The sequence below is a fragment of the Flavobacterium sp. Arc3 genome, assembly GCF_041431375.1.
In the GTDB taxonomy this organism is placed as follows: Bacteria; Bacteroidota; Bacteroidia; order Flavobacteriales; family Flavobacteriaceae; genus Flavobacterium.
Map to the genome: position 1 here is coordinate 1 of NZ_JASMRI010000028.1, position 16,457 is coordinate 16,457.

Below are 16,457 nucleotides of genomic sequence, written 5' to 3' on the forward strand. Positions count from 1 at the left end.
AAGTAGTTTTTATTGAAAATGGAGGTGGTCAGTTTGCTCCGGAATTAGGTGGTCATTTTGAATTGGAATCAGGTGGTTACTTTAAATTGGAATTGGGTGGTCAATATCATTGGAATTTGCACTTTATAGCCCCTCTTTTTACAAAAAATAAAAAAACTGCTTTTAGCAGATACTGCGGGAGTAAATCGTTTGATTCTATATTCGAATCCTAGAAGCATTTTCTTAACCCAATTTAGAAATCAAAATGAATTTTGTTGCCCTAAATTTACGATGATTTTAAATAGAATAATTTTAACCAGTTATATTGGCAACTACGTAAACGTTTCACTTTTTACCATATAGATCTTCTGTTCATTTTAGAATTCGCAAGGCCCATTTAATAAAACATATCAAAACTCGCAATAAAATTAGAATAACAGCACCAAAATTCTATAACTGGCACCAAAAGTTCGATGAGATTAGAGAAGGGAGTATCCCTAGAAAAGAAAATTTGAATTTTAATCTCGTGTAGCAATAAATTCAGTATCTATTTATTGGACATGCTAACTTACCCTTCACAGAAAGCTAAGAAATAATCTTAATTTTAGCATGTGAAACTCCGCAAAATTTATGACAAAGCTTTTAAAGAAAAAGCCGTTGAATTGAGTTGTGAGAACAAACTGATTTCTAAAGAACAAATGAAACTGGAAATCTTTGAATACATTGTAATTTGGTACAACAGAAAAAGGAGACTTTCTGCTTTGACCTATGCAATTATTGAAGAATTTAACAATCAAATTAATTACAAAAATGTAGCTTAGCTTATATTGTAGATTTTATTTGCATATCCACATATTTATAACGCTCCAAACAAACAAATTGCATAACTAGATTTAAATGATTTTGCTGATAAATTGGATGCTAAATACTCTTATGCGATGAATTGACGGTGTTTTTTGACTTCCCAAATGAAAACCGAAAAATAATTTACACCACAAATTTAATTAAAAATCATAATGGTATAATCCGAAAATCAACCATAAAATCGACGATGCCTATTCGAAATTGGTAAATTGTTTTAAACCAATTTACCCTTATATTTGAAAAAAGGCTCCGATTATAAAATAGAAGCCTTAACTTTTTAAGTTACACACTTTATGGGAAAGTGTCAAATAATAATTTTATTTTCAGTCAATTTACAATCTTACTTAATTTACTTTAAAGACAACCCTTCTAACTAATTGTCGTGCTATACTAGATTCTTTTGGAACTGAGTTGTCTTCACCCTTAGTTATTACTGTCAATCTACTAGCATCAATACCTGATCTGATAATCATTTCAGCTACATTTTTTGCTCTTGTTTCAGATAAACGAAAATTATAATCAGTATTTCCTAGTTCATCAGCATAACCTATCACATCAACTTTCGCTGTTGGATTATCATTAAGATATTTAATTAAAAAATTTATCGCTGATATAGTTCCAGTTGAAATTCTACTCTCATCAAAATCAAAAAACACATTTACATATTGCGAATTAATCATATTTCGAGCCTCTACTTTGGTGAAATTTACGTCTCCAGAAATTGCATTATTAACATTTTGTAGATTATCAAATTTAGCTTTTATTACAGTCTCCATTCCGTCAGGGATACCATCATTATTAGAATCTTTTAGCTTACTTTCTAACGTATTAATTCTTGTAAGTAATTCTTCATAACAATCTACCTTCCTTTCCCAATACCAGTCAGCATGCTTGTCTTTATTTCCTAGGTAAAATGTGATACCTGCCGTAGTATTATGAATAACACCTGTTCTATTAGAACCGAGATCCACTTCTGTTCTTCCGTCAAGATTTAAATTATGTGAAAAATTCTTCATCATACTATAATCAACATTAAAAGCTAGACGATCTGACACTTTTATAATTACAGTAGCACCACTAATCACTCCATAAATATTGTCAAATGCCAAAGCTTTATCCTTATATGTACTCGTTTCGGCACGGATTAAGTGACTATCTAAAAAACTAAAGCTAGATCCAAAATGCAGTTGTAATCCGAAAGTATTCGTAAACTTCTCCCAGTTTAGCGCACGATGAACATTTACTACTCCTTGTAAACTTGTGCTATACATATTATTATTAAATGGTATACTGCGACCAACATTAGAAAATGAATCATAACCTAAACCCCACATCAAACCAAATTTTGTATTGAACATTTTTCGAACATTTATGTCTAAATGATTGAAATTAGCATGGTTAATATAGTTTGTCGCAGCAGAATAGTATCCTTTAGTAAAAGGCCCCACAGGAACATTAAAACCACCATTTATACTTAACGACCAACGATTAAAATTTATCTCTTTTATTTTTGAATTTATACCATCCTCTACTACACCAGTTTGATTCTTCGATACAGGAGATTTTTCTTGTTGAGCTTGGACCACTCCATTAATACATGTAAATCCAATCAAACAAAAAATAATTATTTTCTTCATGTCTTCCTATTTATATTTATTTTCATTGTTGTCCGATAAAAATAATCGGAACGTTATTTTTTCTTTATTTTTCAAGGCTTAACAAGGTTTTAACCTAGTTCAGCTTGTTTTCTACTACTTTCTTGAGAATTCGATGTACTTAAAAATATAATTTTTGGTTTGTTTTATCGAATTAATCCGGTTGCTAAATAATCATCAAACAAACCTAATTGACCATAGCTTTGAATATTTAATTCCCAGTCTTTTTCCGGACTTTCTAAAAATTTAGTTAAGTGAATGTAATTGAATAAATGAATTCTACAAAAACTAACTAAATTCGAGAAAGACCATTGTCGTTTCAAGCTTTTCTTTACCACGCCTAGCAATAGATTTACTATTAGAACACAGTAAATTTGGATTTTAATAGCGTTTTCATTGTCTCCTAAAAAATATTTTAGTGGAAAATTTTGCTTAATTTGTTTGAACAAAAGCTCTATCTGCCAACGTATTTTATAAAGTGCAGCTATTGTGTCTGCTCTAAAGTCAAACAAATTACTAATAAACTCAAAGCTTCTTTTGTGTTCTCTGTCATAGTACTTTATTTTTCTTAATTTCAAAGTGGTTTTTAAGCCTTCTTTATTGACTTCAACTTCAATGATTTCGTCCGATAAAACACCGCTGTGAATTTTCCCTGGAATGTCATTTTTTTGTGTTACTTCAAATTTTGCATTCTCTTTTATTCTCGTTACAAAACCAGTTTTTTGATTTGTAAAATGCTCAAAAGCTTTGTAATCATTGTATCCTTTGTCAAATATATAAACGGTATGTTCATCGCATTTTAGTTTTTTCAAAAACTGATGATCATGCGTTGTGGCTGATGTGAACCAAACTAAACTGGGTACTTTTTCATCGGCATTTATCACACTATGCGATTTGATTCCTCCTTTACTTTTTCCGTCAACAGACTTTCTGCCAACACATTTTAATATATCTTTAAACAAGCTTATTGTGGTGCTATCTACAATCTTAACATTCTTCTTCAAAGCTTCTTTAATTCGACTGTCCGATAAAACGAAGCTATATTTCTGAAGTAAATTATTATAAATTTCTTCAAAAAACTCAACCTTACGCCCCTTGTTGGCATCCGCCAAAGTACTCTTTTTGGGAAGAGAGTTGATTCTAACAGTTTCTTCTTTACCTGACAAACCAAGCATTCCCCCAGATACTTCTCGTAAAGAGTTGCACTTTTCTATGCAACAAAATATCACACTAAATAAATGATCTTGACTCTTGAAGCGTTTTACATATCGGTCTGAATTATATTTCTCAACAGCTTTCTGAATCATTGAATCATCTATTAAAGAAATTAGCTGTCCGAAAACAGACTTAGTCGAAAAATACTTATTTTTACCCATCGTTATTTGAATTTTGCAACTCTAAATTACGATTATTTTAAGAAGCCATTAATTTGGCTTCTTTTTTTATCGGACAACAATGATTTATTTTAATATTCCGTACCTTTTTGTAAAATAGCTCAAGTAAAATCAGCACTTACAATATAACTATCTCTACTTATACTGACTGAATTAGTTATTTAAAGCCCTCTAATTATAATGATATTGTTTTTTTCTTTTTCCTAATCACTATTATACCCACTATAAATCCAGTAATTAATAATGGAATCTCAATACTATCAATTGGCAATTCCAATGGTTCTGTAGCTGGATCACCATCCCCACCACCAAAACCTGGATCTGGATCTGGATCCCAACCTTGCGAAAAACAGACACTAGAGAGTAAAACGGAATACATTAAAATCAACTTTTTATAATTCATAACTGATTTTTATTTAATAATTAATTTTTTAGTAAATCGTTCATTATTATTCATATTGCGTATTTCAACAAAATACAGTCCAGCAGCTAATTTACCATCAAGCTTTAATAATTCGCTAGCCCTAGCAGTTGAAAAATTCCCTTCATAAGCCATTTGTCCTACAGTATTATAAATTTTATAAGAATAATTATTTGATGACGCTCCTTCATGAAATAGTACCATAATAGAATCATGACTATTAGCAGGATTTGGATATATACTAAAATTTGTTGTGGCTAAGTCTGCTATGTTTAATGATGATCCCTGCTGAAATACAATTTCAAAACGATTTCCTGTACTTTGTGCATCGCTAGTTACTTGAAACGCATATTCAAACACCGATTCATCTAATGGTAACTTCGTTTTCGTACCTGTAAATAAGTCCTTTAAATAGGCATTTCCCAAGTATCGAAAATCAGTAGCATATAATTTTAGCTTGTAATTAATTCCTACAACCGCATCTGTCAAGCGCAACGTTAAATAATCATTATCCACTATTGACGCTCTATGTTCAATTGACAATGAAAAATTATTAGTAAATAAAGCTAAATTTTCGCTTGGGTTACTTATTTTTCTACCATCATTAGTATCTAAACCATTAGTACCACCATCATAAAAAGCAGCGACACAGCCGTCCCTATTGGAATAAACATCATCAACTTGTTTTTCTAAAAGCACTCTAAATAAAGCAGATGCTCCGTTAATTTTAGTCGAAGTCATCTTATTTATAGTCGTATTAGATTCGGCACTACTTTTATGAGATTCTTTAATAGTTAATGAGGTTGTTGCTGATGATGACCTAACAAAGAACGCTTGTCCTGATTGCAAAATAGTACTACCACTAAAAACGGTACCCGCATTGCTATAACCTGCTATAGCATCCCAAGTGACATAACTTCCATACCCAATTGTTGGGTCGATTACCCAAAGTTTATTAATTCCTGTGTTTCCTGGCTCTGCTAAAACTGTTTTAAAATCGATCGGACTAGCATAAGGATTACCAATTAAATAAAATTTATTGGATGCAATACTATTATAAGTTATATCACCAATATTCAGCGTTCCAGAAGCACTAAGCACCGCTTGCGAACTTCCCGTATTTGCAATACCTCCTAAATTACTAGATAATAAAAATGAATTTGAAGCAAACAACAAAAACCCTTGATTCATTGTAGCTGTAAACAGAGGTTGAGACAAAGTGTTTGTTACATTTGACCAAGTACCTAAGGAATTATCGAATTTTCGTAAATTGTAACTTGAATTGCTAATATAGGTTAAACCGTTTCCAATAGAGCTTACTTGTAATGTAGAGCCTGTATCTTCAGCAGTTAAAGTTCCTTCAGGGCTCCACAGATCTACACCACGATCAAGTCCAGTATATGCACCATTATTTTGCCAATTTTCCCAAACTGAATTCACCGTACTACCTTTCACCGGAGCGGTCAAAAGCCTCCAACTTCTATTGTTATTTGGCAAGTATCGTTCGACCCAAATTTTTCCATTAATCACGGTACCTGCGGGTAACGCAGCCACTCGTGCAGTTTTCGTTTCAGAAGATTTTAAATGAACAAAATTATCCGGAAACGTTACAGCCGAACCATTTGGAATATCCAAAACATCTGTTATATATACGTTTCCCGTACCACTTATAGTACAACTTGCATTTATAACCAAATTTTCTACTGCGATCGTGTTCGTGTTTAGAACAACTCCATTAGTTGAATTAACATAAACTGTCTTTATAGAATTTAACACATTACTCCCTGGGTAATACGCTGGGTAATCATTTATAACTGTCGGAATAGAATTCTGCTCATATACAACGTTATATTGTACTGATATAGTAGCCAATCTCAATCGGGAATTAGTACCAGAAGCAAAACTACCAACCGACCTATATATTGTAGAACCATTGTTCAGTCTCAACTGATTTGCTGCTGACGAAGAAAGGACCCCCAATTTCAAATTCATACTTCCACCTGTAACTATTGAAGTGCTTGAACCACCAGAAGTAAAGGTTCTATTAGAATTTAGAATCAGGTCTTTATACGCTAAACTCGGAAGTGTATAATTAGTAGTTGCTGTAGATCTATATTCTACACTACCTCCAGTAAAACTAGGTGCTTTTTGAACATCTGTAGGAATTGTTGGGTCCGTATTCCTGAAAATTATAAAACTTGCTCCTTGATTATCATTATCCGTCCTATACCCTAAGGCAGCAGGCCCTGGACTTACAGTAGGCACAGTTAAAGTACCATCAAGATCTATCACCCCTGAACGATGTCTTAGCCTTGACTCATTATAAGCAACAGGAGTTGTATTTACTGGTGTAGTTGAAATAATATTACCTTTAATTTTAAACAATGTAAGACCATCAACGTAAAGCGTCGTTGATCTTGTAATAGTGGGATACGTATTATTTATCGCATCAAGACCAATTACTACATTTAAAACTTCAAGACTACCTCCTCCAGATATATAGGTATCGTTGTTGGCTGTATTGCTAGGTCTTACTGAAAAACTACCACTTAAAGTTAATTTAACACCGCTATTTATTACTAAATTAGCTAGTAAAGTCCCTGACAATGTAGTAATGGAGGCACAACCTGCATTTGATGTAACGGTAATAGTATGATTACCAATATTGACACTATCTCCTGTAGTCGGAACACCACTTGGTGACCATGTTGACGAGCTATTCCAATTTCCACTGGACGCACTTGTATAAGTAGCTGCTAGCAAAATATTAGAACTACATAACAATAAAGTAAAAAATAAAGTGTACAATTTTTTCATTCGCTCTTTTTATTTAAATATTAGACTATTTTATAAAATTTGATAATTAAAATAATGCTGAAATCGTTAAATTTTAAAAATTTTCTATTTATTAGAAAAAATAAAGAATATTGAAATCAATTCAATAACTGAGTAAGTTGTAACGAAATTAAGACAAAAAGATAATCAACTTTACCTCATGTAATAACTGGCGTTTTGGGGTTATAACTGTGCTTTTAATTGTGTCTGCATTTAATATTTTCAGAAATTTAAATCTACAACAATAGGCCACAACCATTAATATATATATATATATATATATACATATTGAAGTGGTTATCTACCTATTTCATTATCTTTTAATGCTTTAACTTATTTTGTTTACTTATATTTTAATAAATTAATTAATTCAACAAAAGAAACTACCCTCCTACTTTTCAACTGCTTTTATTCTGCAAACTGGATTTTATAAATCGAACTATATTTTTGAAGAAATTTTCTCTATTATTTGATTCATTATTTTCACCATATCCATATCCATAATTATATGAATATTTATAACCGTAACCGACTTTTTGTTGAATTCCATTTAATATAAAAGCCATATTTTTAAGCTTTGTACTCTCCCTTAAAGTATCAGCGTACGCTATTAACTCTTTTTCTGTATAGCTTTGTAAAGCTATATATAAAGTCAAGTCAGCATTATCTGCAATCAAAAAAGTATCATTAACATATATGGTAGGTGCAGAATCTATTATAATATAATCGTACTCTTTTTTGGCCTCATTTATCAATTCTTCAAACCTACCGTTTGAAATAATATTCGAAGGATTTAGAGGAATACTTCCTGAAAACATTATATCCAAGTTTTCATTATAAGGATTGTTAGCTACGACCACGTCTTTCCATGCACTATTTTTATTATACAGATAGGTAGACAGTCCCTCCTTAATTGTATCCATATTCAAAGAAAGATGGAGCTTAGGTTTACGCATATCTGCACCTACTAGCAAAACTTTTTTGTTGTAGCTAGCAAAAGCAAGACTTAAGTTCGTTGCAATAAATGTTTTGCCTTCGCTCATAATAGAGGAAGTTACCAAAATTACCTGACCTACATTATTTTCTTTTAATGGCAACGAAAAGTTTACATTAGAAGATAAAATTCTAAAAATTTCAGAGTGAACAGAACGGTCATTTTTGTCTCTAAACAATTTAAAATCTTTAAAAAATGGAATCTCAGCTATGACTGGAATCACGGAATTTCTAAAAACCTGATCGTTAACACCCTTAACTTTAGTATCTAGCAAATTATAAATAAAAATAATACCAAACGGAATAGCTAAACCTAGAAATAGTGCCACCAATAACGTTATATTTCTTTTAGGTGCTATAGGTCCTAAACTTGCATTGGCATATTCAATAATTTTAATCGAAGGAGCTGTTACAGCATAAGCTATTGCTGATTCTTCTCTTTTTTGAAGTAATAACAAATATAAATTTTCTTTAATCTGTTGTTGTCTGTCTATACTTCTAAGTATTTTCTCATTTGATGGAATTTCTAAAACCATGTCCGAAGATTTCGAAAAATCAAATTGCTGCTGTGATAAACTAACTTTTAACTGCTTACTATAGGTAAACATCGATTCATTGATATTATTTTTTAAAGCACTAATTTGTGAATCCAATCCATTCAGAACAGGATTTTCATTTCCAGCAGTTTTTATCAATCTTTCTCTTTGTAAAACTAGTGTGTTGTATTCATTTATTAAATTATTAATTATAGCATTATCAAGACCTATATTTGCAGGTAAAATAGAATATTTAGCACTATTTAGTGCCTCTTTTAATATTTTAGATAATTGTATTTGCGTTTCAATCTTAAATAAAGTTTCGTCAGACTTTGCCTTTCTTGAAATATCAATCGTCGCATCGGCTTCTAAATAACTGATGTCATTAGCTTTTTTAAAATCTCTTTTATGATTTTCAATACTATCTAATTCAAATTTTAAATTTTTGAAACGTTCGTCAATAAAATCAACTGTTTTTTTATTAACTAGCCTTCGGTCATTTATTCCGTCTTGATTAAAGACTTCGACTATTTTATCTATTATAGCAATACCTCGATCGGTATTTACATCCTGAACTTTTATAGAAAGTATTTCACTTTCTTTCCCAACATTGCCAATAATTATTTTACCTATTAACGATTCTAATGCCTGTCTAAATGGTACTATATTTACTTTTAACTCTGTAGTACCTAATGTCTTCTTGGAATTTAAATTTGGTTCAATAGTAATTTCGACATTATTAATTTTAGTTTTAGCATAGGCACCACTTAAAAAAATATCTTTCTTATTTGTCTGCTTGATAAGGTAACCGTCTTTGTTTAATATAATAGATAAATTAATAGGACTAAATAATTTATCATCTGCGACTACAGCAACTACTTTTAATGGTGCATTCCAAAGTTGAGAATCTCTAATTTTTCCGATGCTACTATAAGAAGTCATAAGGTTTAACTGTGAAACTACAGGACCAAATAACCGTCGCGATTTCATCGTCTCTATTTCATTTTCGAGATTTATACCACTTCTACTTGCCATCATACCCAATAGCTCTGACGGGAGTTTCAATCCTTTGTTGTTTTCTTCAAGAATCTTGATTTTAGATTCTACAGAATATATAGGACTAGTATAACGTAAATAAGAATAGGCTACAAATAAAGCAATTGCTGCACTAAGCAAAAAATATTTCCAGTAAGATAGATAACTAAATATTTCTTTCTTAAGGTCGAATTGATCTTCAAATTTATTGTTCAAGGGTATTATTTTTTTATTAGTAAAAATGAAGTGAGTAAAAGGGAGATAACTGAGACAAATGTTCCTGCATTACCAATAATTCCAGAAGATTTAATTTTAGCCTCATTTGGACTTACTATAATTACATCATTTTGTTTTATGTAATACAGCTCCGTATCCATCCAGCTTTTAGTGGTTAAATCTATATGATAAATGGTTTTAGTATTGTTATCATTTCGTATTAGCATAACGTCTTTTCGTTTACCATTTATTGTAAGATCCCCAGCTAGACCAATAGCTTGAAAAAGTGTTAGGTTTTTCTCAGAAAAAGTATACATTCCTGGCGATCTAACTTCACCTAAAACGGTTACTTTGGAGTTTAAAATTCTAACAGCAACAATAGGTTCTTTTAAATGGCCTTCATCTACCAATTTTTTTTTGAGAAATACTTCTAACTCTATAGTCGTTTTGTTGTTTACCTTTATGGACCCTAACACAGGCATTATTACATCCCCTTGATCAGTTACTAAATAACTTTTAAGTTTAATAATTTCAACACTATTTACGCTTGCACTGTTTTCGAGTAAATCAATATTATAAATTTTGGAAGACTCAGGGTCTAATGAATAAATCTTAATCGATAAAATATCATTGGATTCAATTTTTTGATCAATAATTTTATTATCGCTAATAGCGGCAGTGGTATTATCAAGTAAATACAAAACGTCTTTTTTTGATGCACAAGATTGCATAAGAACCATAGACAGTACTATAACAAATGGTAAAATAGCATCCCCTAAAAAATTAAAAGTCATCGATTTCATTTTGTCAAAAATAAGAGGGAGCGACAATAGTAATGTCCCTACAAATATGATACTAAACAATTGAAAATATATGGTTTCATTTATCATCAGTATACTAACAAAAGCTAATACAACCGTAACCAATCCTACAAAAACAGAAATTTGACTATGCTTAAAACCCAAAGCTACTAACCTATGATGAATATGATTTTTATCAGCACTAAAAGGACTTTTTTTCAAAATAAAAAGCCTAACAAAAAATATACGTGCCGTATCTACAAGCGGATAGAATAGTAATGCTATTAATAAAACGGGATTTGTAGTATATGAAAAAAGTCCAAAATTTATTTCCTTTAAATTAAGAATATTGATTACTAAAAAAGAGATTAAAAAACCAACAATCATAGAGCCTGTATCGCCCATAAAAATTTTCTTTCTCTTAGAAAAGTTGAATTGCAAAAAAGCGATTGTCGAACCCATTAATGTTAAAGAAATGATGAGCAGCGTGATTGCATGAGAATTGTAAAACAAAATGCTACTAACACTAAGAAAACAAATAGCTATTGTTCCTGCTAATCCGTCAATTCCATCAATAAGATTGTATGAATTAATGATTAAAACATAAACAAAGGTTGTTAGTGCGATAGCAGGAACCAAACCAATTTGATAGATGTCAAAAAAACCATATAGGTTATTTATTGCAACGTTCGAGTTTAAGGTTATTATCAAGCCTACTCCAAACTGAACTATAAATTTTATTCTTGCAGATAAAATTAAAATATCATCTTTTAAACCTAAGAAGAATAGAACTACAAGAGAACCAATCAAATTGTAGTTTGCACCAATATCAAACAAGGACCCAAAACTTGTAAATGCTAATATAAACCCCATAAAAATACCAACTCCGCCTAGATTAGGAGTTTTTGTAGTATGAGAACTTCTATCGCATGGCGCAGCAATTAACCCTTTAACGTTAGAAATATTTATAATCACCGGAAAACTAACATAACTGATTGCCCACGCAATAATAAAGAAAAACAAGTACATGTTATCTGATGAAAAAATTGAGGTTAGAAAAAAATGTTTTATCGTATCTTCCACTGTAGTTTAATTTAAGTTGTAAAAGTACTATCGTACAACATTGTTTAATTTTGATTTGTAATAAGTGAACTCTAATTATCAATAAGTGGCATTTATACCAATTTAATAATGATGTACGCTAACTATCATTATATTAATCTTATGGAATTGTTGATTTCATATTGATATATTCTAATGGATAAGAAAATTATAAAATCAACCTATCTTTAGATTAGCGTTTTTCCTAAGTTCAAAATAGAGTTCAAATTTTCGAGTTTTCTTTTAGAAACTGGAATGTTTTTGTTATTTGTCATTTCACAATAATACCCATCCGATTTCAAAATATTGTGTAGACTATTCATATTAATGATGAATTTGTGATGGATTCGGCAAAAAGCATCTGGATTTAATATTTTTTGATATTCACCAATATTTTTACTAGCCATTTTACTCACGCCATTAGTTAGATGTACAATTGTATATCTACCATCTGCTTCAAAATGACTAATGTCATCTGTTCTAATTAATTCAATTTTTTGTACTGAATTTATTGATATAAATTTCTGGAATTTCTTTTCAGCCATTTTGACTTGATGAGCCTCATTTTCTCCAGCAATCTTATTTAAACATCTATTTATAATAGTGAGTACTTGCACCACATCTAAAGGATAAGGTAAAAAACCAAAAACATTAAAGTTGATAAATTCAAAAGCATCAATTTTGGCAGATGAAAAAATAATTAACTTAGAATTTATTAACGCTGTTTTTTTTAATAAATCAATAATTTCATCCTTATTCTGACTGGGATCAATAATAATAACATCAAAAAAGTTCTTAGCATACAAAATCTTAAATTCTTCAACATCATCAGTTGTCTGAAAATTTATTTTTTGACTAGAGGAAGTTGCTGCAAAGTTTTCTATTTGCTCTCTAAGATGTAGGTCGATTCTAAAATAAAGTAGGTTTATCATAATTTTAGTTTTTAATTACACCTAGTCCTTATTTCCTCTTATTATAAAAATAAATTATCAAAAATAAAGAACAAGTGAAGAAGAACAAGTAATAAATGTTTTTTATTCTATTACTAATTTATATTTCTCTAAGTGGATACAAATCTATTTTTAAAAAACTTTAATCAATCATTTATCACTTATTGGTTAAAATAATTGAGTAATAATTTAAAAAAAACTAGGAATTAGTTACTTACATATTCGATCGAACGGGGAAAATGATTTGATTATACCAACTATCAAAATTAAGTTATCATTATAAATGCTCTTTTAAAATAGTATACTAAGAAATAATATTTAATTACAACAAACAATACCACACTCTTTTACTAGATCGATCCTTAGTTTACAATATTTTAACTTTCTTGCTTTTTTAGTCTTAGAATCAAGTAAAAAACTAAAAGACTCGAAATTAGAAGCTTAGTTGATGCTTGAAGACCTAGACTAAATAGTGAATAGTACAATTTGTTTTTTATAGTTTTTTTTAAAAAATAAAGATTGAATAGTCACTGGATTCAATGCTGCATTTAAGACAACTAAAACTATCAATATTTTTACTTGCATTTCTACTAGTTTATAAATTCACAAGCGCTTTCATTATACTTACCTTACTTCTAATTATTTATATCCGTAGAGACTCCTCAAAAAATAAAATTTATTTACTAAAGTTAATTCTATCGAATCTCAAAATATTTGTTTTTAAAAATACTCACATACATTCAATTACCTCACCTATTCCAATTTCCCAATCACTTATTACATTCAGCCCTATTCCTTTCCAAACATTACTCACTTTTGTCCACTCAAGATCTTAAACAAAAAAATAATAGAAATGAATGATGTCAACATATTATCGAAAGATCACTTCGCTGCACATCAACAAGTAGTTTCGGATTATAAATTACTGTTAATCTGCGAAAATGAATTAGCAACCCATTCAAGTAAAGGGGGAAACCCAATTATTATGAGGCTTAAGAAAGATATAATTTTCTTACTGCAGCGAATAATTATCAATAAAAATATACTAACAGAGAATACAAAAGCAGATCAAGATTACTTGCAGACCTTAACAAGTACTACATAGCTATTTAAAGTTAATGCTGTAGTCTAAAAAAACAATCGGTTTTAATAGCAGTTACCAAATGGAAATTGACAATAAAACGTGGTACGTTCTATATACAAAACCACAACAAGAATTAATGGTTGCTAAAAGATTAGAAAAAATCGATTTGGAATCTTACTGTCCATATAAGGAGGAAATGCGGCAATGGTCAGATCGTGAAAAGAAAGTTAAAGTACCATTGTTAAAGTCTTATGTATTTGTAAGATTAAAAAATGAGGAACGATCAAAAGTTTTTGATGTACCAGGCATGGTCAGGTACTTATTTTGGTTAGGTAAGCCAGCAGTAGCAACAGATAAAGAAATTTCTATTTTAAGAGAATCGCTGTCACTTCCCTATTTAGCAATCAGCATTGACAATTTAGCGACAGGACAAAAATTAGTACTTCCATCTGGACCATTCAAAGAGAAAGAAGGAATAATTGTAAAAGTCAATACAAAATACGTGACCGTTGCTCTAGTGCAACTAGGATTTTTAGTGACTTTAGAATATTAAAAAAATAATTATTAGAAAATAAGCCAGATGACACATTATGTGACTCATGGGGCGAAGCCGTGTGAAAATTATGAAAATAGGAATAACTTTTAGTGCATTTGACCTATTGCATGCAGGTCATATCAAAATGCTTGAAGAAGCAAAATGAAAATGTGATTTTTTAATCTGTGGTTTACAAACAGATCCTACCATAGATAGGCCAGAAAAAAACAAACCAACACAAACAGTTGTATAACGTTATATACGACTCAAAAGTTGCAAGTTTGTGGACAAAATTGTTCCATATACTACAGAATAAGATCTTGAAGACATATTAAAATATTTTCATTTAGATGTTCGAATAGTTGGCGCAGAATATCAAGATAAAATCTTTACAGGAAGATCATATTGTGAAGAAAAAGAAATAGAACTGTATTTCAATAAGAGAGATCATCCCTTTTCGAGTACTGCATTACGAAAAGAACTATTGAATATTACTTAGTTCTACACACTAATAAAAAGGTAAAGACCAGCAACTTTTGACAACTTTATGAAGTAACAGAAAAGTTAGTAAATAATATTCTTGTTTGCACATAATTAGCAAAATAATGAAGCTTCAAAAAGAGAAAAAAAATTAAAAACAATATGATAAAAAATATTTGCTGTATAGGCGCAGGTTATGTAGGTGGTCCAACTATGGCTATTATTGCTCAAAAGTGTCCTCACATAAAAGTTACTGTTGTTGATTTAAATGAAAAAAGAATTGCAGATTGGAATGATCCTAATGTATATAATATTCCAATATATGAACCTGGTTTAAGTGCAATTGTTGCCGAATCAAGAGGAAGAAATTTATTTTTTTCTCTTGATGTTGATAGCGCGATTGATGAAGCGGATATGATTTTTATTTCTGTAAACACACCTACTAAAACCTACGGCGTTGGAAAAGGAATGGCCGCTGATTTAAAATACATTGAATTGTGCGCAAGGCAAATTGCTAAAATTGCTAAATCCGATAAGATAATTGTTGAAAAATCAACATTACCAGTTAGAACTGCCAGTGCAATCAAAAATATCCTAGAACATACAGGAAATGGCGTAAAGTTTCAAATTCTTTCCAATCCTGAATTTTTGGCGGAAGGAACAGCTGTAGCTGATTTGTTAAATCCTGACCGAGTTTTAATTGGGGGGGATACCGATGCGGAAGGTCAAAAAGCAGTTCAGAAATTAGTTGCTATTTATTCAAATTGGGTTCCAAAAAATCAAATCTTAACAACTAATATTTGGTCGTCTGAATTATCGAAGCTTACTGCAAATGCTTTTTTAGCGCAAAGAGTTTCTTCTGTAAATGCCATGTCTGAACTATGCGAAAAAACAGGAGCTGATGTAAGCGAAGTAGCTAAAGCAATTGGTATGGACAGCAGAATAGGGTCTCAATTTTTAAAATCTTCTGTAGGTTTTGGAGGATCTTGTTTTAAAAAAGACATATTAAATTTGGTTTACATAGCAAAATCATATGGATTAAATGAAGTGGCTGACTATTGGGAACAAGTAATTATTATGAATGACCATCAAACAGCTCGCTTTGCAAAAAATATAGTCAAAAAATTATATAATACGGTATCAGGCAAAAAAATAGCTTTTTTAGGTTGGGCTTTCAAAAAAGATACTAATGATACTAGAGAATCAGCAGCAATATATGTTGCAGACGGTTTACTAGCAGAACAAGCTAATATAGTTGTTTTTGACCCAAAAGTTAAAGAACATCAAATATACGCTGATCTAGATTATTTAGCAACTCGTTCGAAGGCAGAAAATGACAACGGATTAACAATTGTACATGATCCTTATGAAGCTTGCAAGAATGCTCATGCTATTGCTATTTTAACCGAATGGGATGAGTTCAAAACATACGATTGGCAACGTATATACGATCAAATGCAGAAGCCAGCTTTTGTTTTCGATGGTCGTAATTTATTAGATAAAAAAGAAATGCAACAAATTGGCTTTGTGTATCAGGCTATAGGTCATTGAATTTAAACTTGTTAATCAATTGTTTAGC

The 16,457-nt window shown here is 30.6% G+C and carries 12 protein-coding genes and 2 pseudogenes; 7 read left to right on the forward strand and 7 right to left on the reverse strand.

Going from position 1 to position 16,457, the window contains the following annotated elements; translation table 11 throughout:
* The 3 genes and pseudogenes from QO200_RS16610 to QO200_RS16620 all read left to right on the forward strand — a co-directional run.
* Window positions 1–212, forward strand: a 212-nt coding sequence (locus QO200_RS16610) for a hypothetical protein (protein ID WP_371542354.1), incomplete at its 5' end; no start/stop codon positions are given.
* A 378-nt stretch (window positions 213–590) separates the two neighbouring features.
* Window positions 591–800: an IS3 family transposase gene (locus tag QO200_RS16615; protein WP_371542357.1), complete on the forward strand. Its 210-nt coding sequence runs from the start codon at window positions 591–593 to the stop codon at window positions 798–800.
* A gap of 33 nt (window positions 801–833) precedes the next feature.
* Window positions 834–1,102 (forward strand): annotated as a pseudogene (locus tag QO200_RS16620) (transposase); the annotation flags it as partial.
* 85 nt (window positions 1,103–1,187) lie between these two features.
* Here the strand turns inward: QO200_RS16620 and QO200_RS16625 are convergent.
* The 7 genes from QO200_RS16625 to QO200_RS16655 form a co-directional block, all read right to left on the reverse strand.
* Complete coding sequence (locus QO200_RS16625; RefSeq protein ID WP_371542360.1) at window positions 1,188–2,456, reverse strand: OmpA family protein; 1,269 nt, start codon at window positions 2,454–2,456, stop codon at window positions 1,188–1,190.
* Between the two features lie 188 nt (window positions 2,457–2,644).
* Complete coding sequence (locus QO200_RS16630) at window positions 2,645–3,874, reverse strand: IS4 family transposase (RefSeq protein WP_371542363.1); 1,230 nt, start codon at window positions 3,872–3,874, stop codon at window positions 2,645–2,647.
* Window positions 3,875–4,067: 193 nt separating this feature from the next.
* Window positions 4,068–4,295 carry a hypothetical protein gene (locus QO200_RS16635; RefSeq protein ID WP_371542366.1) on the reverse strand — a complete coding sequence of 76 codons (228 nt, stop codon included), beginning with the start codon at window positions 4,293–4,295 and terminating at the stop codon, window positions 4,068–4,070.
* Window positions 4,296–4,304: 9 nt separating this feature from the next.
* The gene (locus QO200_RS16640) at window positions 4,305–7,130 is read right to left on the reverse strand and encodes a T9SS type A sorting domain-containing protein (protein ID WP_371542369.1); all 2,826 of its coding nucleotides are present in this window, start codon (window positions 7,128–7,130) and stop codon (window positions 4,305–4,307) included.
* A 416-nt stretch (window positions 7,131–7,546) separates the two neighbouring features.
* Window positions 7,547–9,928 (reverse strand): GumC family protein, encoded by a 2,382-nt coding sequence (locus QO200_RS16645; RefSeq protein WP_371542371.1) that lies wholly within the window; start codon window positions 9,926–9,928, stop codon window positions 7,547–7,549.
* Between the two features lie 5 nt (window positions 9,929–9,933).
* A complete protein-coding gene (locus QO200_RS16650) occupies window positions 9,934–11,811 on the reverse strand; it encodes a polysaccharide biosynthesis/export family protein (protein ID WP_371542374.1) in 1,878 nt (625 codons plus the stop codon).
* A gap of 206 nt (window positions 11,812–12,017) precedes the next feature.
* Complete coding sequence (locus QO200_RS16655; RefSeq protein WP_371542377.1) at window positions 12,018–12,761, reverse strand: LytR/AlgR family response regulator transcription factor; 744 nt, start codon at window positions 12,759–12,761, stop codon at window positions 12,018–12,020.
* 871 nt (window positions 12,762–13,632) lie between these two features.
* On the opposite strand from QO200_RS16655, the gene QO200_RS16660 reads away from it, so the two are divergent.
* The 4 genes and pseudogenes from QO200_RS16660 (at window position 13,633) to QO200_RS16675 (ending at window position 16,429) form a co-directional block, all read left to right on the forward strand.
* The gene (locus QO200_RS16660; protein ID WP_371542380.1) at window positions 13,633–13,884 is read left to right on the forward strand and encodes a hypothetical protein; all 252 of its coding nucleotides are present in this window, start codon (window positions 13,633–13,635) and stop codon (window positions 13,882–13,884) included.
* 58 nt (window positions 13,885–13,942) lie between these two features.
* Entirely contained in the window at window positions 13,943–14,416 is a 474-nt protein-coding gene (locus QO200_RS16665; protein WP_371542382.1) for a UpxY family transcription antiterminator, read from the forward strand.
* 70 nt (window positions 14,417–14,486) lie between these two features.
* Window positions 14,487–14,897, forward strand: a pseudogene (locus QO200_RS16670) (adenylyltransferase/cytidyltransferase family protein).
* A 143-nt stretch (window positions 14,898–15,040) separates the two neighbouring features.
* Window positions 15,041–16,429: a UDP-glucose 6-dehydrogenase gene (locus tag QO200_RS16675; RefSeq protein ID WP_371542383.1), complete on the forward strand. Its 1,389-nt coding sequence runs from the start codon at window positions 15,041–15,043 to the stop codon at window positions 16,427–16,429.
* Window positions 16,430–16,457: the final 28 nt, after the last annotated feature.